This window comes from Kitasatospora sp. NPDC059747 (assembly GCF_042732955.1).
Lineage (GTDB): Bacteria > Actinomycetota > Actinomycetes > Streptomycetales > Streptomycetaceae > Kitasatospora.
The window spans coordinates 153768-178242 of the sequence record NZ_JBHWGV010000002.1 but is presented as its reverse complement, the minus strand read 5'-3'; the positions used below and the strand labels follow the sequence as shown (position 1 = coordinate 178242).

General features: G+C 73.6%; 20 protein-coding genes and 2 rRNA genes. 12 read left to right on the top strand and 10 right to left on the bottom strand.

The features are described 5' to 3' along the window. Together ACFV4G_RS01895 and rrf are read left to right on the top strand one after the other, a co-directional pair. Positions 1-93: ribosomal RNA gene (locus tag ACFV4G_RS01895) — 23S ribosomal RNA — on the top strand; the annotation flags it as partial. Between the two features lie 71 nt (positions 94-164). After that, positions 165-281: ribosomal RNA gene (rrf, locus tag ACFV4G_RS01890) — 5S ribosomal RNA — on the top strand. 75 nt (positions 282-356) lie between these two features. Here rrf and ACFV4G_RS01885 read toward each other — a convergent pair. The 6 genes from ACFV4G_RS01885 to ACFV4G_RS01860 all read right to left on the bottom strand — a co-directional run bounded on the left by ACFV4G_RS01885 (position 357) and on the right by ACFV4G_RS01860 (position 6421). Next, positions 357-863, bottom strand: a complete 507-nt coding sequence (locus ACFV4G_RS01885) for a GNAT family N-acetyltransferase (RefSeq protein WP_380435445.1) — start codon at positions 861-863, stop codon at positions 357-359. Between the two features lie 105 nt (positions 864-968). Then, a complete protein-coding gene (locus tag ACFV4G_RS01880) occupies positions 969-2279 on the bottom strand; it encodes a DUF58 domain-containing protein (RefSeq protein WP_380435444.1) in 1311 nt (436 codons plus the stop codon). Between the two features lie 41 nt (positions 2280-2320). Further along, positions 2321-3268: an AAA family ATPase gene (locus ACFV4G_RS01875; protein WP_380435454.1), complete on the bottom strand. Its 948-nt coding sequence runs from the start codon at positions 3266-3268 to the stop codon at positions 2321-2323. Positions 3269-3333: 65 nt separating this feature from the next. Further along, the gene (locus tag ACFV4G_RS01870; protein WP_380435443.1) at positions 3334-4551 is read right to left on the bottom strand and encodes a DUF4350 domain-containing protein; all 1218 of its coding nucleotides are present in this window, start codon (positions 4549-4551) and stop codon (positions 3334-3336) included. Then, positions 4548-5219: a DUF4129 domain-containing protein gene (locus tag ACFV4G_RS01865; protein WP_380435442.1), complete on the bottom strand. Its 672-nt coding sequence runs from the start codon at positions 5217-5219 to the stop codon at positions 4548-4550. The genes ACFV4G_RS01870 and ACFV4G_RS01865 overlap by 4 nt, the downstream gene beginning before the upstream one ends. A 5-nt stretch (positions 5220-5224) precedes the next feature. Next, positions 5225-6421 (bottom strand): hypothetical protein, encoded by a 1197-nt coding sequence (locus tag ACFV4G_RS01860; RefSeq protein ID WP_380435441.1) that lies wholly within the window; start codon positions 6419-6421, stop codon positions 5225-5227. Positions 6422-6708: 287 nt separating this feature from the next. Here ACFV4G_RS01860 and mtrA point away from each other — a divergent pair, with 287 nt between their 5' ends. The 3 genes from mtrA (at position 6709) to ACFV4G_RS01845 (ending at position 11330) form a co-directional block, all read left to right on the top strand. Beyond that, on the top strand, positions 6709-7386 hold the full coding sequence (gene mtrA, locus ACFV4G_RS01855; protein ID WP_030061806.1) for an MtrAB system response regulator MtrA: 678 nt from the start codon (positions 6709-6711) through the stop codon (positions 7384-7386). A gap of 124 nt (positions 7387-7510) precedes the next feature. Then, on the top strand, positions 7511-9505 hold the full coding sequence (gene mtrB / locus ACFV4G_RS01850) for an MtrAB system histidine kinase MtrB (RefSeq protein ID WP_380435440.1): 1995 nt from the start codon (positions 7511-7513) through the stop codon (positions 9503-9505). Continuing rightward, a complete protein-coding gene (locus ACFV4G_RS01845) occupies positions 9480-11330 on the top strand; it encodes an LpqB family beta-propeller domain-containing protein (protein ID WP_380435439.1) in 1851 nt (616 codons plus the stop codon). The genes mtrB and ACFV4G_RS01845 overlap by 26 nt, the downstream gene beginning before the upstream one ends. Before the next feature lie 28 nt (positions 11331-11358). Here ACFV4G_RS01845 and ACFV4G_RS01840 read toward each other — a convergent pair whose 3' ends face one another. Further along, positions 11359-12093 carry a ComF family protein gene (locus ACFV4G_RS01840; RefSeq protein WP_380435438.1) on the bottom strand — a complete coding sequence of 245 codons (735 nt, stop codon included), beginning with the start codon at positions 12091-12093 and terminating at the stop codon, positions 11359-11361. Between the two features lie 370 nt (positions 12094-12463). On the opposite strand from ACFV4G_RS01840, the gene hpf reads away from it, so the two are divergent. Then, positions 12464-13162, top strand: coding sequence for a ribosome hibernation-promoting factor, HPF/YfiA family (gene hpf / locus ACFV4G_RS01835; RefSeq protein ID WP_380435437.1), 699 nt, complete (start codon positions 12464-12466; stop codon positions 13160-13162). A gap of 215 nt (positions 13163-13377) precedes the next feature. Continuing rightward, entirely contained in the window at positions 13378-14136 is a 759-nt protein-coding gene (locus ACFV4G_RS01830) for a response regulator (protein WP_380435436.1), read from the top strand. Positions 14137-14180: 44 nt separating this feature from the next. Here the strand turns inward: ACFV4G_RS01830 and ACFV4G_RS01825 are convergent, their stop codons facing one another. Continuing rightward, complete coding sequence (locus ACFV4G_RS01825; RefSeq protein WP_380435435.1) at positions 14181-15377, bottom strand: winged helix-turn-helix domain-containing protein; 1197 nt, start codon at positions 15375-15377, stop codon at positions 14181-14183. Positions 15378-15454: 77 nt separating this feature from the next. Further along, complete coding sequence (locus ACFV4G_RS01820) at positions 15455-16012, bottom strand: GNAT family N-acetyltransferase (protein ID WP_380435434.1); 558 nt, start codon at positions 16010-16012, stop codon at positions 15455-15457. 241 nt (positions 16013-16253) lie between these two features. On the opposite strand from ACFV4G_RS01820, the gene secA reads away from it, so the two are divergent. Beyond that, positions 16254-19016: a preprotein translocase subunit SecA gene (gene secA, locus ACFV4G_RS01815; protein ID WP_380435433.1), complete on the top strand. Its 2763-nt coding sequence runs from the start codon at positions 16254-16256 to the stop codon at positions 19014-19016. Positions 19017-19075: 59 nt separating this feature from the next. Here secA and ACFV4G_RS01810 read toward each other — a convergent pair whose 3' ends face one another. Further along, positions 19076-19516 carry an Rv3235 family protein gene (locus ACFV4G_RS01810; RefSeq protein ID WP_380435432.1) on the bottom strand — a complete coding sequence of 147 codons (441 nt, stop codon included), beginning with the start codon at positions 19514-19516 and terminating at the stop codon, positions 19076-19078. 495 nt (positions 19517-20011) lie between these two features. Between ACFV4G_RS01810 and ACFV4G_RS01805 the strand changes: the two genes are divergently transcribed. The 4 genes from ACFV4G_RS01805 (at position 20012) to pruA (ending at position 24204) form a co-directional block, all read left to right on the top strand. Then, positions 20012-21073, top strand: coding sequence for a patatin-like phospholipase family protein (locus ACFV4G_RS01805; protein WP_380435431.1), 1062 nt, complete (start codon positions 20012-20014; stop codon positions 21071-21073). Positions 21074-21189: 116 nt separating this feature from the next. After that, a complete protein-coding gene (locus ACFV4G_RS01800) occupies positions 21190-21699 on the top strand; it encodes a DUF6912 family protein (protein WP_380435430.1) in 510 nt (169 codons plus the stop codon). 82 nt (positions 21700-21781) lie between these two features. Next, complete coding sequence (locus ACFV4G_RS01795; RefSeq protein ID WP_380435429.1) at positions 21782-22438, top strand: HAD family hydrolase; 657 nt, start codon at positions 21782-21784, stop codon at positions 22436-22438. A 140-nt stretch (positions 22439-22578) separates the two neighbouring features. Beyond that, on the top strand, positions 22579-24204 hold the full coding sequence (gene pruA / locus ACFV4G_RS01790; protein ID WP_380435453.1) for an L-glutamate gamma-semialdehyde dehydrogenase: 1626 nt from the start codon (positions 22579-22581) through the stop codon (positions 24202-24204). The last annotated feature ends 271 nt before the right edge of the window (positions 24205-24475 follow it).

The window sequence follows — 24475 nt, the reverse complement described above, 5'->3', positions numbered from 1 at the left end:
GGCTCCCAGTAGACGACTGGGTTGATAGGCCGGATATGGAAGCCCTGTAAGGGGTGGAGTTGACCGGTACTAATAGGCCGAGGGCTTGTCCTCAGTTGCTCGCGTCCACTGTGTTGTTCTGAAACAACGACCGCCTTGCCGGCGGGTCGACAGTTTCATAGTGTTTCGGTGGTCATAGCGTGAGGGAAACGCCCGGTTACATTCCGAACCCGGAAGCTAAGCCTCACAGCGCCGATGGTACTGCAGGGGGGACCCTGTGGGAGAGTAGGACGCCGCCGAACAATCATTCAAGAAAAGCCCCTGATCCATTCGGATCAGGGGCTTTTCGCATGTCCGGGGACTTTTCCGGGACGTTCTTACGGCTGCTGGATGACGTCGCGTTGGTACCAGGTGCCGGTCTTGCCGCCCAGGTCCGCCGGGCCGGCCGGTCCGACCGGGACGAATCCGGCTTTCGTCAGGACCTTCTGCGACGCGGTGTTCTCGTGTGAAGTGGCCGCCCGCAGTGTCCGCAGCCCGTACTGTGACGCCGCCAGTCGGCACAGCGTCAGCACCGTGGCCGTCGCCAGGCCGCGGCCGGCGGCGTGCCGGGCGACCCGGTAGCCGAGCTCTGCCGAGTGCTCCTCGTGCTCGATGTCGACCAGGTTGAACCTGCCGAGGACCGACCCGTCCTCGGCGAGGAGCACGTGGAACGCGCAGAGGCCGGATTCCTGTTCCGCCAGCAAGGCGCTGTAGCGGGCGGTGAATTGATCGAAGAAGTCGTCGCCGCGGTCGGAGATCGACGCCGCGAAGTAGGCGCGGTTCGCCAGCTCGAAGGCCAGGACGGCGGGGGAGTGTTCGGCGTGCAGCCGCTTCAGCTCGGGCATCGCCCGACTCTATGCGTCCGGGGCGTCCGTGCCACCCGGGTTTCCGCCGGGTCCGGAGCCGGAGCCGGAGCCGCGACCGGACCGCGACCGGGTCCGGGTCCGGGCTCAGAGGCGGCCGGCGGCCTTGAGGGCGAGGTAGGTGTCGGCGAGGGCCGGGGAGATCCTGCTCGGCAGGGCGTCGAGGACGGTGACGCCGCGTCGAGTGAGGCGCTCGGCGATGCGGCGGCGGTCGGCGCGGGTCTGCTCCGCGGCGGCGGCGCCGTAGACGGCCTCGACGGTGCCGCGGCCGGCGGCGAGTTCGTCGAGACGGGGGTCGGCGACCGAGGCGAGCACCACCTCGTGGCGCTTCACGAGCTGCGGAAGCAGCGGGAGGAGACCCTCTTCGACCGGGCCCGCGTCGAGGCCGGTCAGCAGGACGATCAGGGAGCGGTGCGGTGCCATCCGCAGTGCGGTGGCGACCAGCGAGCGCATGTCGGTCTCGTAGAGCGCGGGTTCCAGGTAGGCCATGGCGTTGGTGAACGCGGGCAGGACCTCGCTGGGGGAGCGTCCGGCGACGGCGACGCGCGGGCGGAGGTCGTGGGCGAGCAGGTCGACGCGGTCGCCGGCGCGGGTGGCGAGTGCGGTGAGCAGGAGGGCGGCGTCGAGCGAGGCGTCCAGGCGCGGGGCGTCGCCGACGCGGCCGGCGGAGGTGCGGCCGGTGTCGAGGACGATCAGGATGTGGCGGTCGCGTTCGGGGCGCCAGGTGCGGACGGCGACGGTGTGGCGGCGGGCGCTGGCGCGCCAGTCGATGGAGCGGACGTCGTCGCCGGGCAGGTACTCGCGCAGGGAGTCGAACTCGGTGCCCTGGCCGCGGGTCAGCACCGAGGTGCGGCCGTCGAGTTCGCGCAGGCGGGCGAGCCGGGAGGGCAGGTGCTTGCGGCCGGCGAAGGGCGGCAGCGCGCGGACCGTCCAGGGGGCGAGGTGCGAGCTCTGACGGCCGGCCAGGCCGAGCGGGCCGAGGGAACGGATCGTCACCCGGTGGGCGTGGTGGTCGCCGCGGCGGGTCGGCACGAGGACGGTGGTGGCGCGGCGCCGTTCACCGCCGGGGACGGTCAGGGTGTGCCGGGAGGCGGCGCCGGCCGTGCCGGGGCGCCAGGCGGACGGCGCCCAGGCGTCGCGGATCCGGGCCCGGAGGGGGCGGCCGGAGGGGTTGGTGACGGTCAGTTCGACCGGTGCCGGCTCGCCGAGGCGGACCGTGGTGGCGCCGCCGCGGCCGAGCCGGAGGCTGCGGACGGGGGCGGCGAGCACCAGGTCGGCGACGACGGCGAGCAGGACGGCGCCGGTGACGACGCCGATCCCGGTCCAGGACGGCAGCAGCAGGCCCACGACGAGCGCGCCGATCGCGGCGAGCAGGGCGGTTCGCCCGGTGAGGGCCATGCGGTGCGCTCCTTCGGGTACCCGGTGCGGGCGGGGTGGCTCTAGCGGGGGGCCGGCGTCTGGGCGAGGACGGCCTGGATGACGGAGTCGGCGGTGACGCCCTCCATCTCGGCCTCGGCGCGCAGCGCGACGCGGTGCCGCAGGGTGGGCAGGGCGAGTGCCTTGACGTCGTCCGGGGTGACGTAGTCGCGTCCGGCCAGCCAGGCCCACGCCCGGGAGGCGGCCAGCAGGGCCGTGGCGCCGCGGGGGGAGACGCCCATGGACAGGGACGGGGACTGCCGGGTGGCCCGGCAGAGGTCGACGATGTAGGCGAGGACCTCGGGGGAGACGGTCAGCTCGGCGATCTGCTCGCGCGCGGCGGCGAGGTGCTCGGGCCCGGCGACCGGGCGGACGCCGGCGGCGGCGAGGTCGCGCGGGTCGAAGCCGGCGGCGTGCCGCGAGAGGACCTGGAACTCCTGGTCGCGGTCGGGCAGCGGCAGGATCAGCTTGAGCAGGAAGCGGTCGAGCTGGGCCTCGGGCAGCGGGTAGGTGCCCTCGTACTCGACCGGGTTCTGCGTCGCGGCGACGAGGAACGGGACGGGCAGCGCGCGCGGTTCGCCGTCGACGGTGACCTGGCGCTCCTCCATGGCCTCCAGCAGGGCGGCCTGGGTCTTGGGCGGGGTGCGGTTGATCTCGTCGGCGAGCAGGAGGTTGGTGAAGACCGGGCCGGGCTGGAAGGAGAACTCGGCGGTGCGGGCGTCGTAGACCAGCGAGCCGGTGACGTCGCCGGGCATCAGGTCGGGGGTGAACTGGATGCGCTTGGTCTCCAGGCTGAGTGCGGTGGAGAGGGTGCGGACCAGCAGGGTCTTGGCGACTCCGGGGACGCCCTCCAGCAGGACGTGGCCGCCGCAGAGCAGGGCCACGACGAGGCCGGTGACGGCGGCGTCCTGGCCGACCACGGCCTTGCCGATCTCCGTGCGCAGGGCGGTCAGGGCCTGGCGCGGGTCGATGGTGGCGCCGGGGGTGGCGGGTGCCGTGCCGGAGGTGGGGTGGAGCTGGGCGGTGGCCTGTTCGGTCACGGCTTCCGTACCTGCCTTTCGAGGGCGTCGAGGTCGTCGGCGAGCCGCAGCAGCGCGGCGTCGTCGGTCGGGTCGGGGCCGTAGAGGAGGGCCCGCACGTCCCCGGCGGGGCGCGTGGTGAGGCGGACGGCGACGGCCGCGCAGAGTGCCTCGGGGTCGGGTGCGCCGGCGCTGAGCGGGACGCCCAGGGCGGGGGCGAGGCGGTGGGCGGCGGCCCGGCGCAGGGCGTCGGCGGCGCGACCGCGCGCCTTGGCCCGGTGGTAGAGGCGGGCGCGGCCCTCGGTGGTCTCGGCGGCGCGGACCACGACGGGCAGGTTCTCGCTGATCACCGGGCCGAGGCGGCGGGCGCGCCAGAGCGCGGCCAGGGCGGCGGCGATCGCGAGCTGCAGGGTGGCCCAGTGCCAGCCGGCCGGGATGAGGTCGGTGAAGCTGCGGCGGTCGGTGGTGTCGGCGGCCGGCGAGCTGTAGTCGGGCAGGTGCCAGGTGAGGTGCGGCTGGGAGCCGAGGAGGCCGAGGGCGAGGGAGGCGTTGCCGTCCTTGCCGAGCAGGTGGTTCTGCAGGAGGTCGGCGCTGCCGAGGACGATCGCGTCGCCGCTGGGGGTCGGGGCGCTGACCAGGGGGAATCCGTGGTTGCGCGGGTAGCAGCCGGTGCCGCGGCTGCCGCTGGTGTAGACGAAGCCGCCGATGCCGACGCTTCCGGCCCGCTCGGCCTCGGGGAGGTCGCAGCCCGGGTCGGTGCTGCGGACGGTGGCCCAGGCCGGGGCGCCGCGCTCGTCGCCCGCGCGGACGCCGGGGACGAGGGCGCTGAGGGCGGCCGGGCCGGGGGCTATGAGGACGAGCCGCTTGTGCCGGGCGGCGGCGATGGCGTGGAGCTGGCCGGCGTCGAGCAGGTCGGGCTCGGGGATGACGAGGGTGTCGTCGCCGGTGGGGCGGACGGTGGGATCGCCGGTGAGCGTGGCGGTGACGCCGCGCTGGTCGAGCAGGGCCACGACGGCGTGGGCGCCGTCCCCGTCGTAGGAGCGCGGGTCGAGCGGCGGGTAGCGGCGGTCCTGGCTCAGACCCGCGATGACGACGGTGCCGGTGAGGAGGAATGCGAGCGCCGCGAGGTACCAGCGGTAGCGGTGCCACAGGCCGCGGCCGGTGGGGGCCAGGCTGCTGGGGGCGTGGGCCGGTGCCGGCGGCTCGGTGGCGGGCGCGGGGGCGGTGGTCGTCATGCCGCGCCTCCCGGGGCCGGGTCGAGGGTCGGGCGGGTGCGTTCCAGCGCCCGGTCGAGGTCGTGGAGCGACTGGTAGGCGGCCTGGTCGGCGGTGCGCTCGCCGAAGGCGATGTCGTCGAAGGAGCGGGCGGCGGCGGCCAGCGCGGCGGCGTGTTCGGGCAGGGCCCGGCCGGCCTCGGCGGCGGCCTCGTCGGCGGTGCGGCCGGGGCGGGCGTCGAGGACGGTGCGCTCCTCCAGGGCGCGGACGAGGGCGCGCATCTGCTCGCGGACGGCGTCGGCCCACTGCCCCGCGGCGGCATGGCGTTCGGCGTCGGCCCGGTGCTGGGCGGCGGTGCGCGGACCGGTCGTGCCGTACACGTCCAGGGCGGTGCGGGCGGCCCGCTTGGGTGCGCCGAGGCGCCACCACAGCGCGGCGGCGACCAGGACGGCGACGATCAGGAAGAAGACCAGGCCGGTGGTGCCGCTCGTACCGTTCCCGGAGATGGCGTCGAGCGCGTCGGAGAGGTGCTGGTTCAGCCAGTCCAGGACCCGCTTCACGAGGCTCGGGTCGTGCCGGTGGTAGTCGGCGTCGAGCAGTTCGTCGCGGGCGGCGTCGCGGGCCGGGTCACGCGGGACCGTGACCGGGGCGCCGCCCGCGGCGAGGAGCCTCTCCCCCCAGATCGGCATCCGGCTCAGAGCCTCGTCGGGTCGGCGCCGGCCTGGCCGCCCCAGCCGGTGCCGCCGTCCTCGGGCAGGCCGGCGGCGCGGGCGAGCTCGATGTCGAGGGCCTCGCGGCGGATCCGCTGGTCGACGTAGAGGAGAACGCCGATGCCCGCGGTGAAGGGCACGGTGAGGGTGGAGGCGATGACGCCGGCGATCGCCGTGGCGATCAGGAGGGCGACCGGCTGCTGCGTGGCGCCGCCGCTCTCCATCTGCTGCTGGAGGTCGCCGAGGCCGAGCACCAGGCCGATGACCGTGAACGGGACCGCGATGATCCCCGAGACGATGAAGGCGATGATCTGGCTGAGCACGGTGATGCCGCAGATCCGCCACCACGAGCCGCGCACGAGCCGGCGGGAGCGCGAGAGCGCCGTGATGACGCCCTGCTTCTCCAGCATCAGGGCGGGCGCGGCGAGGCTGAGCTGGATCCAGAGCCAGACCACGACGGGCAGGCTGAGCAGGCCGACGATCACCAGCAGCCCGACGATCGCGGGCGAGGCCGCACCGGCCGCCGCGTAGCCGATCAGCGGGCCGAAGCCGAGCACCATGACGCCGCCGGTGATCAGCCCCGTCAGCAGCGTGAGGCCGAGCAGCTGGAGCAGCTGGGCGCGGGCGCCGCGCCAGGCCTCCCGGATGGTGACGCTCTGGCCGAGGATCGCGCGGCTGACCACCACGGTGAGCAGGGCGGTCGCGATGACGCCGAGCAGCAGGTTGAGCGGCAGGCTGGCGAGCACGACGAGGACGGCGGTGAAGTCGCCGGTCTTGCCGCCGACCAGCAGCTGGGCGCCGACGCCGCCGACCTGCTGGAGCACGGCGATGCCCAGCGACAGGCCGAGCGCGGTGCGCCAGTGCTTGCGGATGGTGGAGACGGAGCCGTCGAGGAGCTCGCCGAGGCCGAGCGGGCGCAGCGGGATGACGCCGGGCTTGGGGCTCGGCGGGGCGCCCCAGCCGTAGGGGCCGTACGGGCCCTGCGGGCCGGGCGGCGGGCCGCCCCAGCCGTTGCGGGCGGGCGGGACCTGCGGGCCGCCCCAGGCGGGCGGCGGGACGGGGGCGCCCTGGGGCGGTGCCGACGGCCCGGGCACGCCGGCGGGAGCGTCGGCCGGGGGCCGGGCGTCGTCGCGGGGTGGCTCGGACGAGCCGGGCGAGGCCCAGCCCGGAGTGTCGGTCATCACTGCTCCTCGGAGGGCGTCCTGGGGGCGCGGTGCCGGGTGGATCTTCCACCCGCGCGCAGGCCCATCGTGCCATGGGGCGCCGACAGGCCCCAGGGGTATCCGGTCGCGGAACGGATACGGGGGCGTGACGGGGGTCCGGGCACGGCTCCGGGACGGTTCGGAGACGCTCCACCGGGGGGCATTCGCCCGGTATGGCCGGAATTCCCGGCTGGTCGAGTTGGCCGTTGTGGAGCATTGGCACTGCTGTGCGGCAGGTCACAATCCGGTAATGAGAGGATGGAGCCATGAAGGGACGCGTCCTCGTCGTTGATGACGACTCCGCACTGGCCGAGATGCTCGGCATCGTGTTGCGTGGTGAGGGTTTTGAGCCGTTTTTCGTCGCAGACGGGGACAAGGCACTAGCCGCGTTCCGGGAGACCAAGCCCGACCTCGTGCTGCTCGACCTGATGCTGCCCGGCCGGGACGGCATCGACGTCTGCCGCCAGATCCGTGCCGAGTCCGGGATCCCGATCGTCATGCTGACCGCGAAGACCGACACGGTCGACGTCGTGGTGGGCCTGGAGTCGGGTGCCGACGACTACGTCACGAAGCCGTTCAAGCCCAAGGAGCTGGTGGCCCGGGTGCGTGCCCGGCTGCGCCGCGCCGAGGAGCCCACGCCCGAGCAGCTGACCATAGGCGACCTGGTGATCGACGTGGCCGGTCACTCGGTGAAGCGGGACGGCCGGGGCATCCCGCTGACCCCGCTGGAGTTCGACCTGCTGGTGGCGCTGGCCCGCAAGCCGTGGCAGGTGTTCACCCGCGAGGTGCTGCTGGAGCAGGTCTGGGGCTACCGCCACGCGGCGGACACCCGGCTCGTCAACGTCCACGTGCAGCGCCTGCGGTCGAAGATCGAGAAGGACCCGGAGCGCCCCGAGATCGTGGTGACCGTCCGCGGCGTCGGTTACAAGGCCGGACCCAGCTGACGTGACGCACCGGGCTGACGAGTCCCCGTCGGGTTCCGCGACCGACGGGGCGGGCGCCGTGCGCGGGGACGTGCTGAGTTCGACCACCCTCCGCCGGCGTGGCCCGGCCGCGATGCTCGCGTTGGTGACCCGTCAGCTGCGCCGGCCCGCGCACCGGGTGACGGCGCTGTACCGCCGCTCGATCCAGCTGCGCGTCGTCGCGGTGTCGCTGCTGGCGTCCATCGCGGTCGTGCTGGTGCTGGGCGTGGTCGTCGTGGCGCAGGTGCGCACCGGTCTGCTGGACACCAAGCTGGCGTCCGCGCGCGAGCAGGCGCGGATCGGCTTCCAGGCCGAGCTGAAGAAGATCGACGAGGCCAAGGACCAGCGGATGCGGGTCGGCGCGACGGCGGACCCGAGCACCGACGAGGTCGGGTCCTGGCTGCTGCGGCAGGTCAACGACCTGGCCGCGAGCGGGCAGACGGTCTACTCGGTGATCGCGACGATGCCCGGCACCGGCCAGACCGTGCTGCCGGACGCGGTCGGCTTCGGCCCGCGCTACTCGGGCGACATCCTGCCGATCAGCGTGCCCGACACGCTGCGGGCCAAGGTGTACGCCGAGCCCGGCCAGATGTTCGACCAGCCGACCCGGATCCACCGCTCCGCCGAGAGCGGCGGGCACACCGAGCCCGGGCTGGCGCTCGGCATGCAGTTCGACGGCCCGACCAACAACACGAGCTACCAGCTCTTCTACGTCTTCTCCTTCGGGCAGGAGACGGACACCCTCAACCTGGTCACCGGCACCCTGGCGACCGCCGGCGTGTTCGTCGTGATCCTCATGGGCGGCATCGCCTGGGTCGTGGTGCGCCAGGTGGTCACCCCGGTCCGGATGGCCGCCGGGATCTCCGAGCGGCTGGCCGACGGGCACCTGGAAGAGCGGATGAAGGTCACCGGCACCGACGACATCGCCCGCCTCGGCGAGTCGTACAACCGGATGGCCAACGCGCTCCAGGCGCAGATCCGGCAGCTGGAGGAGCTGTCCAGGGTGCAGCGGCGCTTCGTCTCGGACGTCTCGCACGAGCTGCGCACCCCGCTGACCACGGTCCGGATGGCCGCCGACCTGATCTACGACAGCCGCGAGGACCTGGACCCGATGGCGGCGCGCTCGGCCGAGCTGCTGCAGGGCCAGCTGGACCGCTTCGAGTCGCTGCTCGCCGACCTGCTGGAGATCAGCCGCTTCGACGCCGGCGCCGCGATCCTGGACGCCGAGCCGGTGGACCTGCGCGACATCGTCGCCCGCGTGGTGGAGGCCGCCGACCCGCTGGCCCAGGCCAAGGGCAGCGCCGTGGTGATCCGCGGCGACGGCGAGCCGGTGGTCGCCGAGGTGGACTCCCGCCGGATCGAGCGCATCCTGCGCAACCTGGTGGTCAACGCGCTGGAGCACGGCGAGGGCCGCGACGTCGTGGTCCGGCTGGGCTCGGCGGACGGCGCGGTCGCCGTCGGCGTGCGCGACTACGGCATCGGGCTCAAGCCGGGCGAGGCGTCCCGGGTGTTCCACCGCTTCTGGCGGGCCGACCCGTCCCGGGTGCGGACCACCGGCGGCACCGGCCTCGGCCTGTCGATCGCGGTGGAGGACGCGCACCTGCACGGTGGCTGGCTGCAGGCCTGGGGCGAGCCCGGCGGCGGCTCGCACTTCCGGCTCACGCTGCCGCGCACGCGCGGCGGGGAGATCAGCCGGGCGCCGTTCCGGCTGGAGCCGGAGGACTCGCGCAACAACCGGGGCCTCGGCACGTACGGGACGCCGTACCGGCGGGCGATCACCCCGGCCGGGGCGACGGCCCTCACCGCGGCCGAGGAGCAGGCCGAGACGCCGGACGCCGTCGGCAGCAGCCTGGGCAGCGGTCTCGGAGGGGTGCTGAACATCGGCCCGGGTCTCGGCAAGGCCCGGCTGCCGGAGGGGCCGCGCGCGGACCCGTCCGACGTGCGCGCGGCGGGGGCCGGCTACCTGGCCACCGGTGCCCAGGTCATGGTGGACCCCACGCCCGGACGGCCGTCGGTGGCGCAGCGCACGGCGGAGCCGGATCTGACGGGCGGGACGGACACGGAGGGGACGCAGCGTGCGAAGGACCAGCGGCAGGCCTGATCCGCGGCTCGCGGCGGTGGCCGGCGGGGTGTTCGTCGCCCTGCTGGCCGGCGGGTGCGCGGCCATGCCGGACTCGGGCGGCATCACCAAGGTCGAGCTCTCCCAGGGCTCGGCCGACAAGAACCTGCAGGTGCGGGTCTTCCCGGTGGGGCCCGCCAAGGGTGCCAAGCCGCAGGACCTGCTGGCCGGGTTCCTCGACGCGGTGACGGCCGACGAGGGCTACGACACGGCGCGCAAGTACCTCACCGAGGAGGCCGCCGCGGCCTGGAACCCGGACGCGGGCATCACGGTGCTCTCGGCCACCATTCCGCCGGCCGGTGCGGACCTCCCGGAGGCGGACATCAGCACCACGCTGTCCATCACCGGGCAGGTCGTCGCGGACGTCGACCCCAGGCACACCTACGAGCTGGTGACGGGGCAGAGCACGAAGTCGTCCGACTTCACCTTCCTGCGCCAGAAGGACGGGGAGTGGCGCATCGACAAGCTGCCGCCCGGTCTGATCATGAACGAGACCAACTTCCGCAACAGCTACCGCCAGGTGGACCGGTACTTCTACACCGCGCCCGACCCGTCGGCGGCGGGCTTCGGGCCGGCCCCGGACGTGCTGGTCGCCGACCCGATCTACCTGCGGCGGCGGACGGACCCGCTGACGGCGGCCGCCAAGGCGCTGGTCGGCGGGCCGTCGTCCTGGCTCGGACCGGCTGTGCGGACGGCCTTCCCCGGCGGAGCGAGCATCGACCGGGTCGGCGTCGACGACAGCCGTGTCGCCCATGTGCAGCTCGGCGGTGCCGACCTCGCCGACACGGTGTCCTGCCGACGGATGGCGACCCAGCTCTTCTACACCCTCGCCGAGCAGGGGAAGGGGCAGGTCGAGAAGGTGGAGCTGAAGGGGCAGCGGGGCGGGTGCACGGCCGGTCGCAACGACTCGCCGTCCACCGGCCCCGGGGCGCTGTCCGGGTCGGACGGCGCGCAGCAGTACCTCCAGCGCAATGACAACGGCGCCCTGATGCTGGTCAACGACACCACCACCAGCTCCGTGCGCGGCGTGCTCGGCAAGCCGCAGCCGGCCGGCAAGACCCCGCTCGGCCCCGTCGCCGTCCGCCGGGACGGCTCCCAGGCCGCGGTGCTCGGCCGCGACCACCACCAGCTCTACTCGGTGCCGCTGTCCGACAACGCGGTCGCGCTGCCCGAACCGGTGCTGACCTCGGCGCACACCGGCGACGACGGGCTGGCCTCGCCCAGCTGGGACGGCCGCGGCGACCTCTGGGTGGTGGACCGCAGCCCGGAGGACCCGCGCGTGGTGATGGTCCGCGGCAACCGGACGTACACCGTTCCGGTCGAGAAGCTGAACGGGCAGAGCGTGCAGATGCTCCGGGTCTCCTCGGACGGCGCCCGGATCGCCCTCGTGGTGAAGGGGCCGAGCTCGTCCAGCCGGTCGCTGATGTTCGGCGCGATCGTGCACGGCGGCACCCCGGAGGCGCCGACCGTGCGGATCGTCGGGCTGCACACGGCGGCCCCGGCGATCACCGACGTCGCGTCGCTGTCCTGGGCGGAGTCCGACCAGCTGCTGGTGCTGGGCAAGGAGGCCGACCGCCTCCCGCAGCTGCACTACATCAGCACCGACGGCTCGCCGAGCACCGACGCCCCGGCGCAGGGCGGCGAGGGCATGGCGACCGCCGAGGCCTCGGAGTCCCGGGCGAACGGGCTGACTCCGCCGGTGCTGGCGCTGCAGGCCACCGAGGGCCGGATCTACCGGCTGACCAACAGTCAGTGGCGGGAAGTCACGCTGTCGGACCGGGCGAGCGCCTTCTTCTACCCGGGCTGAGCCCCGGGCCGCCGCCGCCGGGCGGGCCTCAGAGCGGGCCCTCCCGGGCGCGCAGCGGGCCGGCCGCCGCGACGGTGGCCGCCGCGCCGGCCGGCAGACCGGCCGCGGCCAGTGCCCGCGCGGCCTCGGCGAGGCTGGCGCCGGTGGTCACCAGGTCGTCCACCAGGACCGGTTGACGGCCCGCCAGGCTCCGGTGCGCGCGCGGCAGGACGGTGAGCGCGCCGTGCAGGTTGCGCCGGCGCTCGGCCGCGGTCAGTTCGGCCTGGTCGGCGACCGGGCGGGTGTGGCGCAGCAGCGGTGCGGCCCTGACGTCCAGGCCGGTCCGGCGCAGTGAGCGCGCCGCGGCCGCGGCCAGCCGGAGCGTCGGGTCGTGGCCGCGGGCGCGGACGGCGGCCCGGGTGGAGGGCATCGGCACCAGCAGCAGCGGCGCGAGCCCGGCGCGCGGCCCGAGCGCCGAGCGCACCGCCCGGCCGAGGGCTTCGCCGAGGGGGCCGGCCAGTCGCAGGGCGCCGCGTTCCTTGTGGGCGAGCAGCAACTGCCGGACCGGGTCGGCGTACGGTGCCGCGGCGTGCGCCCAGGGCAGCAGCGTGGGGCCGGGCCGGGAGGCGCCCAGGGCGTGCCGGCACGCGGGGCAGAGCTGGGTGCGGTCGGTGCCGCAGCCGGCGCAGCGCGTGGGCAGCAGGACGTCCAGAAGGTCGGCCAGTGCGTGGCCGAACGGCCCGTGCGGGGAGGGCGGGTGGACGGGTCCGGTGGTGGGTGGCACGACTGCTCCTGGCGGCGGCAGGCACGAAGAGTGAGCAAAGGATGCGCCGTACGGGGGGTGTTGTCCAGGTATTCACCCATGCTTCACTCCTAGGAGGGTAAACAGGGTGCAACAGCTTGACCGTTCACCCACCGCTCCTGGCCCATGCCCACGACCGAGCCTGGGGAGGCGAAAACCCCGTGTGAGGTGTTCGATAAAGCTTCAAGGGGTTTCAACCGTCCCTGGTGGGGAGGAAGTGAGGTGAGGGCCAGTCGTTCCCGCCGCTGGCGGTGGGGGCGGGGGGCCGGCAGTGGATGGGCTGGTCCAGCTGGGTCTCAGTCCGGTCCGGTAGCACCCGGATCGGCGTCAGCACGAGGGATCGGAGTTCTGCGTGGACATCGTCGTCAAGGGCCGCAAGACCGAGGTGCCCAAGAGGTTCCGCGAGCACGTGGCCGAGAAGCTGGAGAAGGTCCAGAAGTTCGACGGCAAGGTGATCAGCCTCGACGTCGAGGTGTCCAAGGAGCACAACCCGCGGCAGGCCGACCGGTCCGAGCGGGTGGAGATCACCCTCCGTACCCGTGGGCCGGTGATCCGGGCCGAAGCCGCCGCCGGGGACCCGTACGCGGCGCTCGACCTGGCCTCGGCGAAGCTCGACGCCCAGCTGCGCAAGTCCGCGGACCGGCGTCGGGTGCACAAGGGCGGCAACGGCCGCACCCCGATCAGCGTCGCCGAGGCGACCGCGGCCCTCGCCGGGCTGCCGGAGCCGGCGGCGCCGGAGAGCGAGACCAACGGGGCCGTCCGCAAGACCATGATGGGATCCCTGGAAGTGGAGGGCGAAGGCCCGCTGGTGGTCCGGGAGAAGACCCACCCGGCCGCCCCCATGGCGCTGGACCAGGCGCTCTACGAGATGGAGCTGGTCGGCCACGACTTCTACCTGTTCGTGGAGAAGGACAGCGGCCTGCCGAGCGTCGTCTACCGCCGGCACGGCTACCACTACGGTGTGATCCACCTGCAGACCGACCCCGCCGCCCAGTCGGCGGGCGGCGGCGCGGGTGGCGCGATCGGCGGAGCCGACGACGACGAGGACTGACCGTCCGGAGCGATGAACGGGTGACCCCGGCGGCCGCGGCCGCCGGGGTCACCGGCGTTCCGGGGGCCGTCCGCGGTCGAACGTCGGTCGAGCGCGGTCGCGGGCCGTGGTGGAGGGGTCACTCGTTGCGGGGGAATCGGCATCGGAGGGTGACCGTTGCGTGGCCGCGGCGTGGAATGATTGGCGCACGACGTCCCGCGAAGGGGGAGGAGCGGATGGGGGATCACTTCGGGCTGGGGCCCGCTGGGGGGCCGGTTGCCGGACTGTCCCCGGGAGCGGGCGAGGAGCTCGCGTACGCACCGCGCCGGGGTGAGCCGATCCGCGTGCTGGTGGTGGACGACCACGCGCTCTTCCGCCGCGGGCTGGAGATCGTGCTCGCCGAGGAGCCGGACATCAAGGTCGTCGGCGAGGCGGGGGACGGCGCCGAGGCCGTGCTGAAGGCCGCCGACCTGCTGCCCGACATCATCCTGATGGACGTCCGGATGCCGCGCCGCAGCGGGATCGAGGCGTGCACGGCGATCAAGGACGTGGCACCCAGCACCAAGATCATCATGCTGACGATAAGCGACGAGGAGGCCGACCTCTACGAGGCGATCAAGGCGGGCGCCACCGGCTACCTGCTGAAGGAGATCTCCACCGACGAGGTCGCCACCGCGATCCGCGCCGTCGCCGACGGGCAGTCGCAGATCAGCCCGTCGATGGCCTCCAAGCTGCTCACCGAGTTCAAGTCGATGATCCAGCGCCGCTCCGACGACCGGGACCTGGTGCCCGCGCCCCGGCTCACCGACCGGGAACTGGAGGTGCTCAAACTGGTGGCGACCGGGATGAACAACCGGGAGATCGCCAAGGAGCTGTTCATCAGCGAGAACACCGTCAAGAACCACGTGCGCAACATCCTGGAGAAGCTGCAGCTCCACTCCCGGATGGAGGCCGTGGTCTACGCGATGCGCGAGAAGATCCTCGAAATAGGGTGACGCGGCGCGCGGCGGCCGGGGCTCCCCCCGGCCACCGGGCGTGCTCACGCCGCGAGCAGCTTCTCCAGCGCGGGGCGCAGCCGCTCGTCGTGCAGCGCCTCCACCCGCACGGCGTCGCAGCCCACCCAGGAGGCCGCCTCGCGCAGCGCCGTCGCCAGTGCCCCGACGTGCCGGGCGGAGTCGAGCGAGACCTGGCGGGCGACCAGGGTGCGCCCCTCGCGGGCCGGGTCCACCCGGCCGACCAGGCGCCCGCCGGCGAGCAGGGGCATGGCGAAGTAGCCGTGCACCCGCTTGTGCTTGGGGGTGTAGGCCTCCAGGCGGTGCGTCATGCCGAAGACGCGCTCGGTGCGCGCGCGGTCCCAGACCAGGGAGTCGAACGGCGAGAGCAGCGTGGTGCGGTGGCGTCCGCGCGGCGGGGCGGCGGCCAGCGCGGCGGGATCGGCCCAGGCGGGAGCCGCGGTGCCGTCGGGGCCCCAGCCGGCCACCTCGACCGGGACGAGGCCGGTGTCGGCGAGGACCGGGTCCAACTCCTCGGCGCGCAGCCGGTGGTAGTCCAGCAGGTCGGCCCGGGTGGCCACGCCGAGGGCGGCGCCGGCCTGGGCGACCAGGGTGCGGACGCAGTCCGCGTCGGTCGGATCCTGCCCGAACAGGGCGTCGGGGACGGCCTGTTCGGCCAGCGCGTAGACCCGCTTCCAACTCCGGCGCTCGGTGCAGACCACGTCGCCGAAGGCCAGGGCGCGCTCGACCGCGATCTTGGTGTCGGACCAGTCCCACCACTCGGCCGTCTTCTTCGCGCCGCCCAGCTCGGTGGACGTCAACGGCCCCTCGGCGCGCAGCTTGTCGAGCACGTGCCGGTACGTTTCGGGCGAGACCTGGTGACCCCAGAGGTGGCCGCGGTCGCGGTAGCGGCGGCGGCGGAACGCGAACAGCGGCCACTCCTCGACCGGCAGGACGCAGGCCGCGTGCGACCAGTACTCGAAGCTGGTGCCGTGGCCCCAGTACGCGGCCTCGACGGCGGGCCGGCCGACCGCGCCGAGCCGGGCGTACGGGACCAGTTCGTGCGAGCGGGCCAGCACGGAGATCGTGTCCAACTGGACGGCGCCCAGGTGCCGCAGCACGCCGCGCACCCCGGCCCGCCGGTCCGGCGCACCGAGCAGGCCCTGCGCGCGCAGGGCGATCCGGCGGGCGTCGTCGGCACTCAGGACGGCGACGGGGGAGCTGGGGGCGGGCGCGGAGCTCATGCCGGGGAGCGTAACGCCCACCACCGACAACGGCCGGGCCCGGCCGGGCCCGGTGGCGCGGCCGGCGGCGGGCCGGCTCAGGCCAGGTCGGACGGGAGCAGCGAGGCGACCCAGGAGTCGTGGAAGACGCCGCGCTGCTCGGCGTACGAGCGCAGCGTGCCCTCGAAGCGGTAGCCGACCCGCTCGGCGACGGCGCGGGAGCCGTCGTTGCCGACGTAGGCGAGCCACTGGAGGCGGCGGACGCCGAGCTCGGTGAGGGCCCAGCGGGCGACCTCGCGGGCCGCCTCGACGGTGTAGCCGCGGCCGCGCTGCTCCTTCGCCGTCCACCAGCCGACGGAGGCGGCGGCCGGGTCGGCGGCGAAGCGGGACACCGACTGGGTGCCGACCAGGCGCCCGGTGGCGCGGTCGGTCACGCACCAGATGTACTCGGAGCCGTCGCGCAGCCCGTTCGGGGCCAGTGTGCGGACGAAGAACTCCGCGTCCTCGCGCCGGTAGGGGACCGGCACCACCGTCCAGCGCTGGATCTCCTCGTCCTGGCAGGCGGCGAGGACCGCGTCGATGTCCGACTCCTGCGGGGCGCGCAGGACGAGGCGCTCGGTGGTGAGGGTGACGGGCGTGGTCCGGAGTTCTTCCATACCCGGATTATTCCGCGCCAAGCGGAGGGCGGACATCCGAATATTCCGCCAACTCGGCGGGGCCGGGACCGTTTTGCCCCGGTGGGCGGTGCTATCGGTCGGGCGCCCGCGCGAGTGACACGGGAATACCGTGCTGACGCACCTCCCGGGGCATTGGACTCCTCGCATACGATGGCCCGTGCGGTGGGGTGAACCCGTCGTGCAGTCGTCCAGTGCCAATACAGGCAAGGAGCCCGCTCTAGTGTCCGTCTTCGACAAGATCCTGCGCGCCGGCGAAGGCAAGATCCTTCGCAAGCTGCAGCGGATTGCTGCCCAGGTCAACTCCATCGAAGAGGACTTCGTCAACCTCACCGACGCGGAGCTGCGGGCACTGACCGACGAGTACAAGCAGCGGCTCGTCGACGGGGAGTCCCTGGACGACATCCTCCCCGAGGCGTTCGCCACCGTCCGCGAGGCCGCCAAGCGCGTCCTCGGCCAGCGGCACTACGACGTCCAGCTCATGGGCGGCGCCGCGCTGCACTTCGGCTACGTCGCCGAGATGCGCACCGGTGAGGGCAAGACCCTCGTCGGCACCCTGCCCGCGTACCTGAACGCGCTCACCGGCAAGGGCGTCCACCTGATCACCGTCAACGACTACCTCGCCGAGCGCGACTCGGAGTGGATGGGCCGGGTGCACCGCTTCCTCGGCCTCGAAGTCGGCGTGATCCTGGGCAACATGACGCCCGCCGAGCGCAAGCGCCAGTACGCGATGGACATCACGTACGGCACCAACAACGAGTTCGGCTTCGACTACCTGCGCGACAACATGGCCTGGTCGAAGGACGAACTCGTCCAGCGCGGCCACAACTTCGCGGTGGTCGACGAGGTCGACTCGATCCTCATCGACGAGGCCCGCACCCCGCTGATCATCTCCGGCCCGGCCGACCAGGCGACCAAGTGGTACGCCGACTTCGCCAAGCTGGTGCAGCGCCTGAAGATCGACCGCGACTACGAGGTCGACGAGAAGAAGCGCACCGTCGGCATCCTGGAGGAGGGTGTCACCCGGGTCGAGGACTACCTCGGCATCGACAACCTCTACGAGTCGGTGAACACCCCGCTGGTCGGCTTCCTGAACAACGCCATCAAGGCCAAGGAGCTGTACAAGGCGGACAAGGACTACGTCGTCATGAACGGCGAAGTCATGATCGTCGACGAGCACACCGGCCGCATCCTGGCCGGCCGCCGCTACAACGAGGGCATGCACCAGGCGATCGAGGCCAAGGAGGGGGTGGAGGTCCAGAACGAGAACCAGACCCTGGCCACCATCACCCTGCAGAACTTCTTCCGCCTGTACGACAAGCTCTCCGGCATGACCGGTACCGGCACCACCGAGGCCGCCGAGTTCCACCAGATCTACAAGCTCGGCGTCGTGCCGATCCCGACCAACAAGACGCCGCTGCGCATCGACCAGCCCGACCTGATCTACAAGTCGGAGCCGGCCAAGTTCGCCGCCGTCGTCGAGGACATCGCCGAGAAGCACGAGAAGGGCCAGCCGGTGCTGGTCGGCACCGTGTCGGTCGAGAAGTCCGAGTACCTGTCGCAGGAGCTGCGCAAGCGCGGCATCCCGCACGAGGTGCTGAACGCCAAGCACCACGAGCGCGAGGCGCAGATCGTCGCGCAGGCCGGCCGCAAGGGCGCCGTCACCGTCGCCACCAACATGGCCGGCCGCGGCACCGACATCATGCTCGGCGGCAACCCGGACCACCTCGCGGCGGCCGAGCTGGCCCAGCGCGGGCTCTCCGCCGGGGACAACCCGGACGAGTACGAGGCCGCGTTCCCGGCCGCGCTGGAGAAGGCCAAGGCCTCGGTCAAGGCCGAGCAGGACGAGGTCAAGGAGGCCGGTGGCCTCTACGTCCTCGGCACCGAGCGGCACGAGTCCCGCCGGATCGACAACCAGCTGCGCGGCCGCTCCGGCCGTCAGGGCGACCCGGGCGAGTCCCGCTTCTACCTGTCGCTCGGCGACGACCTGATGCGCCTGTTCAAGGCCGGCATGGTCGAGCGCGTGCTCTCGATGGCCAACGTGCCCGAGGACGTGCCGATCGAGTCGAAGATGGTCACCCGGGCGATCGCCTCCGCGCAGACCCAGGTCGAGCAGCAGAACTTCGAGATCCGCAAGAACGTCCTGAAGTACGACGAGGTGCTGAACCGCCAGCGCGAGGTCATCTACGGCGAGCGCCGCCGCGTCCTGGAGGGCGAGGACCTGCAGGAGCAGGTCGGCCACTTCATGGACGACACCGTCGAGGCCTACGTCAAGGCGGCCACCGGCGAGGGCTTCGAGGACGACTGGGACCTGGAGAAGCTCTGGTCCGCGCTCAAGCAGCTCTACCCGCTCGCCCTGGACCTCGGGGAGCTGGAGGAGGAGGCGGGCGGCTCCGGCGGCCTGACCTCCGAGTTCCTCACCAAGGTCGTCCAGGAGGACATCCAGGCGCAGTACGGCGCCCGCGAGGACCAGCTCGGCGAGGAGATCATGCGCGAGCTGGAGCGCCGGGTCGTCCTGTCGGTGCTGGACCGCCGCTGGCGCGAGCACCTCTACGAGATGGACTACCTCCAGGAGGGCATCGGCCTGCGGGCCATGGCGCAGCGCGACCCGCTGATCGAGTACCAGCGCGAGGGCTTCGACATGTTCACCGCGATGATGGAGGGCATCAAGGAGGAGTCCGTCGGCTACCTGTTCAACCTGGAGGTCCAGGTCGAGCAGCAGGTCGAGGAGGTCCCGGTCGAGGACGCCGAGGTGGTGCTCGACAAGCTGGAGAAGGACGCCGCCCGCCCGGAGATCAAGGCCAAGGGCCTGGAGGCCCCGAAGCCGCAGCGGCTGCACTACACGGCCCCCTCGGACGAGATCGGCGGCGGCGTGGTCGAGGGCGACTTCGACGACCTCGCGGCGGAGGACGAGGGCGACGGCCTGACCCGCGCCGAGCGCCGCAAGGCCGCGAAGTCGGCCAAGGGGCGCCGCCGCAAGGCCTGAGCCGCCACCGCGCCACAGCACAGGGCGCCGTTCCCGTACGGGGGCGGCGCCCTGCGCCGTCACCGGGCCTCCACGGCGGTGCACTGCCACTGACCGGCCGGGCCGCGCTGTTCGAGGCGGAAGGCCACCATGTGGTGCCGCCGGCCGAGGTCGACCCGCACGCACGCCTCGACGGCGTCGGGCGAGGGCGATCTGTCGTGCACCGGGCCCAGGCGCGGCCGGGCGCCGGCGCCGGCGCGGCGCAGGGCGCCCGTGCGGACGAGGGAGGCGAGCTGGCCGTAGCCGTCCAGGCTGGTGTGCCGCATCAGCTGGCCGGACGGGCGGGCGCCGGTGAGCACCTCGACGAGCCGGTGCGCGAAGCGCGCCGCGAGTGCGCGGGGGTCGTGCCCGGGCGGGGCGCCGGCGCAGTCGGCCCGGGGGTGCCGGGGCCGCCGCCCGGCGGGGTGCGGTGCGCCGTCGTGCAGGTGGCGGTGGGGGCGGGCGGCGAGCGGTGGGGTCACGGGTGTCTCCTCGGGGCCGGGGGGGCGGGCGGTGGTGCTCCGGGGCGTGGTCACGGGTGCTTCCTCGGGTGGACGGCGGGGGTGGACGGCAGGGCTGGACGGCGGGGGTGGGCGCGGACGGGTCGGGGGGTACTTCCTCGGGCGAGTGGTGAGCGAGTGGTGCGGGTACGGACGGGTCCTTGGTAGCGGCGGTCGGGAGGGGGCGGCAAGGGGATTGCGCAACCGTGGGGAGCGGAGGGTGAAGTTCACCTATCCGGGCGAACAGCCCGTTGCGGCGGCGGCCTCCCGGGCCGTCCCGGAGGCACGCGGTTGACGTGCGACGACGGGCGGGTAGGCCCGAAAGGGGACGGCCGCGTTCGCCGGTCCGGGTGGTGCGGGCGGGGTCACGCGTTGCGGCGGTCCGCGGTCGGCGCGCAGGATCGGATCCTGACCGGGAACCGCGGGAGCGGGCGCGACGCCCCACGACGACAGGCGGCCGGCATGACGACACCCGGCATGACGACACGGGCAGCAGCGGCGCAGTCCCCGGCCCGGACGGGTGCCGCCCGGGGAGCACCCCGGCGCGGGCTGGTCCTGGGCGGCGGCGGCATGCTCGGCGCGGCCTGGACGGTCGGCGCGCTGTGCGCCGTCGAGGAGGCGACCGGCTGGCGCCCCGGCGACGCCGACGTGCTGCTGGGCACCTCGGCCGGCTCCATCCTCGGCGCGCTGCTCGCCGCCGGCGTGCCGGTCGACCAGCTGCGCGACCACCAGCGCGGACTGCCGCTCACCGAGGGCCCGCTGGCCGGCGTGGCCTTCGACTACGAGACGGCCGTCGGCGGCGCCCTGCCGCCCCGGCCGCGGGCCGGGATCGGCTCGCCGGGCCTCCTGCGGGACGCCGTCCGCCACCCGCGCGAGTACCCGCTGCTGACCATGGTGTCGGCGGTGGCGCCGCACGGCCGCGGCTCGCTCGCCCCGGTCGGCGCGCTGGTCCGCGACCTGCACGGGCCGGGCGGCTGGCCGGCCGGCTCCGCGCTGCGGGTCGCGGCCGTGGACTACCGCAGCGGCCACCGGGTGGTCTTCGGCGACCCGGACGCCCCGGCGGTCGCCATCGCGGACGCCGTGATGGCCTCCTGCGCGATCCCCGGCTGGTTCGCGCCCGTCCGCCTGGACAGCTCGGCGTACGTGGACGGCGGCTGCTGGTCGGCCACCAACGCCGACCTGTTGCTCGGCCGCGGTCTGGACGAGGCGTACGTGCTCGCCCCGATGGCCCTGCGCCTGCACCCCCGCGCCGGGCGCGCCGACCGCGGCACCCTCGCCGCGCTGCACGAGTGGCGCGCCCGCGACCGCCCGCGCGGCGTGCTGGCCCAGGTGGTCAGCCGCTACCGCCGCGCGGTGACCAGGCAGCTGCTGCGCGAGGCCGCGCTGCTGCGGGCGGAGGGCGTGCGGGTGCGGCTGCTCGCGCCGACGCCGGCGGACCTGGCAGCGATGGGTCCGAACATGATGGACCCGGCCCGCCGCGGCGCGGTGCTGGAGAGCGCGCTGCGCACCAGCCGGGAGGCGCTGGCGGCGGCGCGCTGATCCGCGGCCCGCCGATCCGGCGGGACGTGATCACGGCGGGCGCCCGGCGCTTATTCTTGGGGGCGCTGGAAGCTGTGCCGCTGGACGAACGCTGGACGAACCGGAGAGTGCCACCGATGCGCGTGTACGTGCCCACCACCCTGACCGGCCTGGCGGCGGCGCACCCGGGCGGCGTCCTGGACGAGACCGCGGCGTACGCCGTGACGCCCGCGCTGCGCGAGTGGTACGTCAGCGACGACATCGAGGAGCTGGAGTACGCGGCGCTGAACCGGGCCGCGCAGTCCTCGCTGCGGCTGCTGGCCGCCGATCCCGACGCGCCGCGCCGGCGCGTCGTGGTGGCGCTGGACGTGGCGGACTCCGCCGTGCGGCCCTTCCCCGGCGACGAGTACCAGGACCAGGCCTCGCTGGGCCGCGTGGTGCTGGCCGGCCCGGTGAAGCTCGCGAAGGCGGCGGCCGTGCACGCGGACGTTTCCGACGACGAGGTGCTCGCGGACGTGACGGCGGCCGTGGCCGCGGTGGCCGCCGCCGACGAGGGGGACCAGGACGCCCAGTTCACCGTGGACGGCGCCGAGGACCACGACCTGCTCTGGTTCGCGACCCAGGAGATCCCCGGGCTCCTCGCCTGATCACCCGCCTGCCCGCCCGCGGCCGCCCCTGCGTGAGCCCCGTCCTACCGGCCCGTCGGTGCCCGGAGTTACCGTTCGGATCGTGCGTAATCACATCGTCTGGGACTGGAACGGCACGCTCTTCCACGACATGGAGGCGGTGCTCGGAGCGAGCAACGCCGCGTTCGCGACCATCGGCGTCGGGCCGATGACCATGCAGGAGTACCGCGAGCAGTACGAGATCCCGATCCCCCGCTTCTACGAGCGCCTGCTCGGCCGCATGCCGTCCCGGGCCGAGTGGCTCCGCCTCGACGACGCCTTCCACGACCGCTACCGCGAGCTGAGCCCGGCCTGCGGCCTGACCGACGGCGTGCGCGAGCTGCTGTCGGGCTGGCAGGAGGCGGGGCACAGCCAGTCCCTGCTGTCGATGTACGAGCACGACAAGCTCGTGCCGCTGGTCGACGCCTTCGGCCTGACCGGCACCTTCCTGCGCGTGGACGGCCGCAGCGGCCCCTCCGGCGGGCAGAAGGGCGAGCAGCTGGTCCGCCACCTGGCGGCCCTCGGCGAGCGCGTGGACCCCGCCCGTACGGTCCTCATCGGGGACGCCGCGGACGACGCCCTCGCGGCGATCGGCGCGGGCGCGCACGCCGTGCTGTACACCGGCGGCTCGCACACCAGGGAGAAGCTGGAGCCGGTCGGCGTGCCGGTCGTGGACACCCTCGCGGAGGCGGTCGAGCTGGCCGGACGGCTGACGGCCTGAGCTGCGGCGATGCCGCCGTCCTGACGGCGGACGTGGCGCGCGCCACGTCCGCCGTTGGCGTGTCTGGACGGGCGGATCCGCCGGGGGCTGGTCAGGCTGGACTGACATCGGTACAGCAGCAGGACGGAGCCGCCATGCCCATCGACGCAGTGACCCAGGTGCCGGAGCCGGTCAACGAGCCGGTGCGGGCGTACGGGCCCGGCAGCGCCGAGCGGGAGCGCCTGGTGCGGCGCCTGGACGAGCTGGCGGCCGAGCAGGTGCCGCTGCCGATGACGATCGGCGGGGAGCAGCGCTTCGGCGGCGGCGAGCGGATCGACGTCGTCCAGCCGCACCACCACGCGGCCAAGCTGGGCGTGCTCGGCAACGCCACCCGGGAGGACGCCCGCGCGGCGGTGGACGCGGCGCTGGCGGCCGCCCGGGAGTGGCGCTCGCTGTCCTTCGACGACCGCGCGGCGGTGTTCCTGCGCGCCGCGGACCTCCTCGCCGGGCCCTGGCGGGAGACGCTCAACGCGGCCACGATGCTCGGCCAGTCCAAGACCGCGCAGCAGGCGGAGATCGACTCGGCCTGCGAGCTGATCGACTTCTGGCGCTACAACGTCCACTTCGCCCGGCAGGTCCTGGCTGATCAGCCGGTCTCGTCCCCGGGGGTGTGGAACCGCACCGACCACCGCCCGCTGGAAGGTTTCGTCTACGCGATCACGCCGTTCAACTTCACCGCGATCGCCGGGAACCTGCCCACCGCCCCCGCGCTGATGGGCAACACGGTGGTCTGGAAGCCCGCGCCGACCCAGGCGCTGGCCGCCCACCACCTGATGCGGCTGCTGGAGGCGGCCGGCCTGCCGCCCGGGGTGATCAACCTGGTGACCGGCGACGGCCTCCAGGTGTCCCCGGTCGCGCTCGCCGACCCGGCGCTGGCCGGCCTGCACTTCACCGGCTCGACCGCGACCTTCCAGTCGCTGTGGCAGACGATCGGCGCGAACATCGGCGGCTACCGGACGTACCCGCGGATCGTCGGCGAGACCGGCGGCAAGGACTTCCTGCTCGCCCACCGCTCCGCCGACCCGGAGATCCTGAAGACGGCGCTGATCCGCGGCGCGTTCGAGTACCAGGGCCAGAAGTGCTCGGCGCTCTCCCGCGCCTACCTGCCGCGCAGCCTCTGGCAGCGGATCAAGGACGACTTCCTGGCCGAGGTCGACGCCCTCGCCGTCGGCGACGTCACCGACCTCTCCAACTTCATGGGCGCGCTCATCGACCGGCGGGCCTTCGAGAAGAACCGGGACGCCATCGAGCGGGCCAAGCGCGACCCCACGATCGAACTGGCGGCCGGCGGCCAGTACGACGACGCGATCGGCTGGTTCGTCCGGCCCACCGTCCTGGTCTCCTCCGACCACCGCGGCGAGATCTTCCGCACCGAGTACTTCGGCCCGATCCTCGCCGTCCACGTCTACGAGGACTCCCGCTGGGACGACGTGTTCGCCAGGATCGACGCCGCCGCCCCGTACGGCCTGACCGGTGCCGTCATCGCACAGGACCGCTACGCGATCGCCCGTGCGGTGGAGGAACTGCGCTTCACCGCCGGGAACTTCTACATCAACGACAAGCCGACCGGCGCCGTCGTCGGCCAGCAGCCCTTCGGCGGCGGCCGTGCCTCCGGCACCAACGACAAGGCGGGCGCCGCCCAGAACCTGCTGCGCTGGACCTCGGCCCGTTCGATCAAGGAAACCTTCGTGCCGCCGACGCACCATGCGTACCCGCATATGGGCTGAAAGCGAACATCCGGTTCCGGTTTGGACATGGTGTCCAGGACGGACCGGTCACCCGGCACCTTTGCGCCTCCCTGTCCCTGTCCACCTTCGATTGATCCGGTTAGGCTGGCTGGCGTCGTCGGGTGGCTCCGCAGGACGAATCGTCCTACCCACTGCGAAGGCGTTTCATGCGCGCCATGAACCCTTTTCAGTCGGATGGTGCGGCAGGATTGCGGTAGACCCGTCGGTGTTCATCCACACACGACCGAGTCACGCAACGGCGCGCGACAGG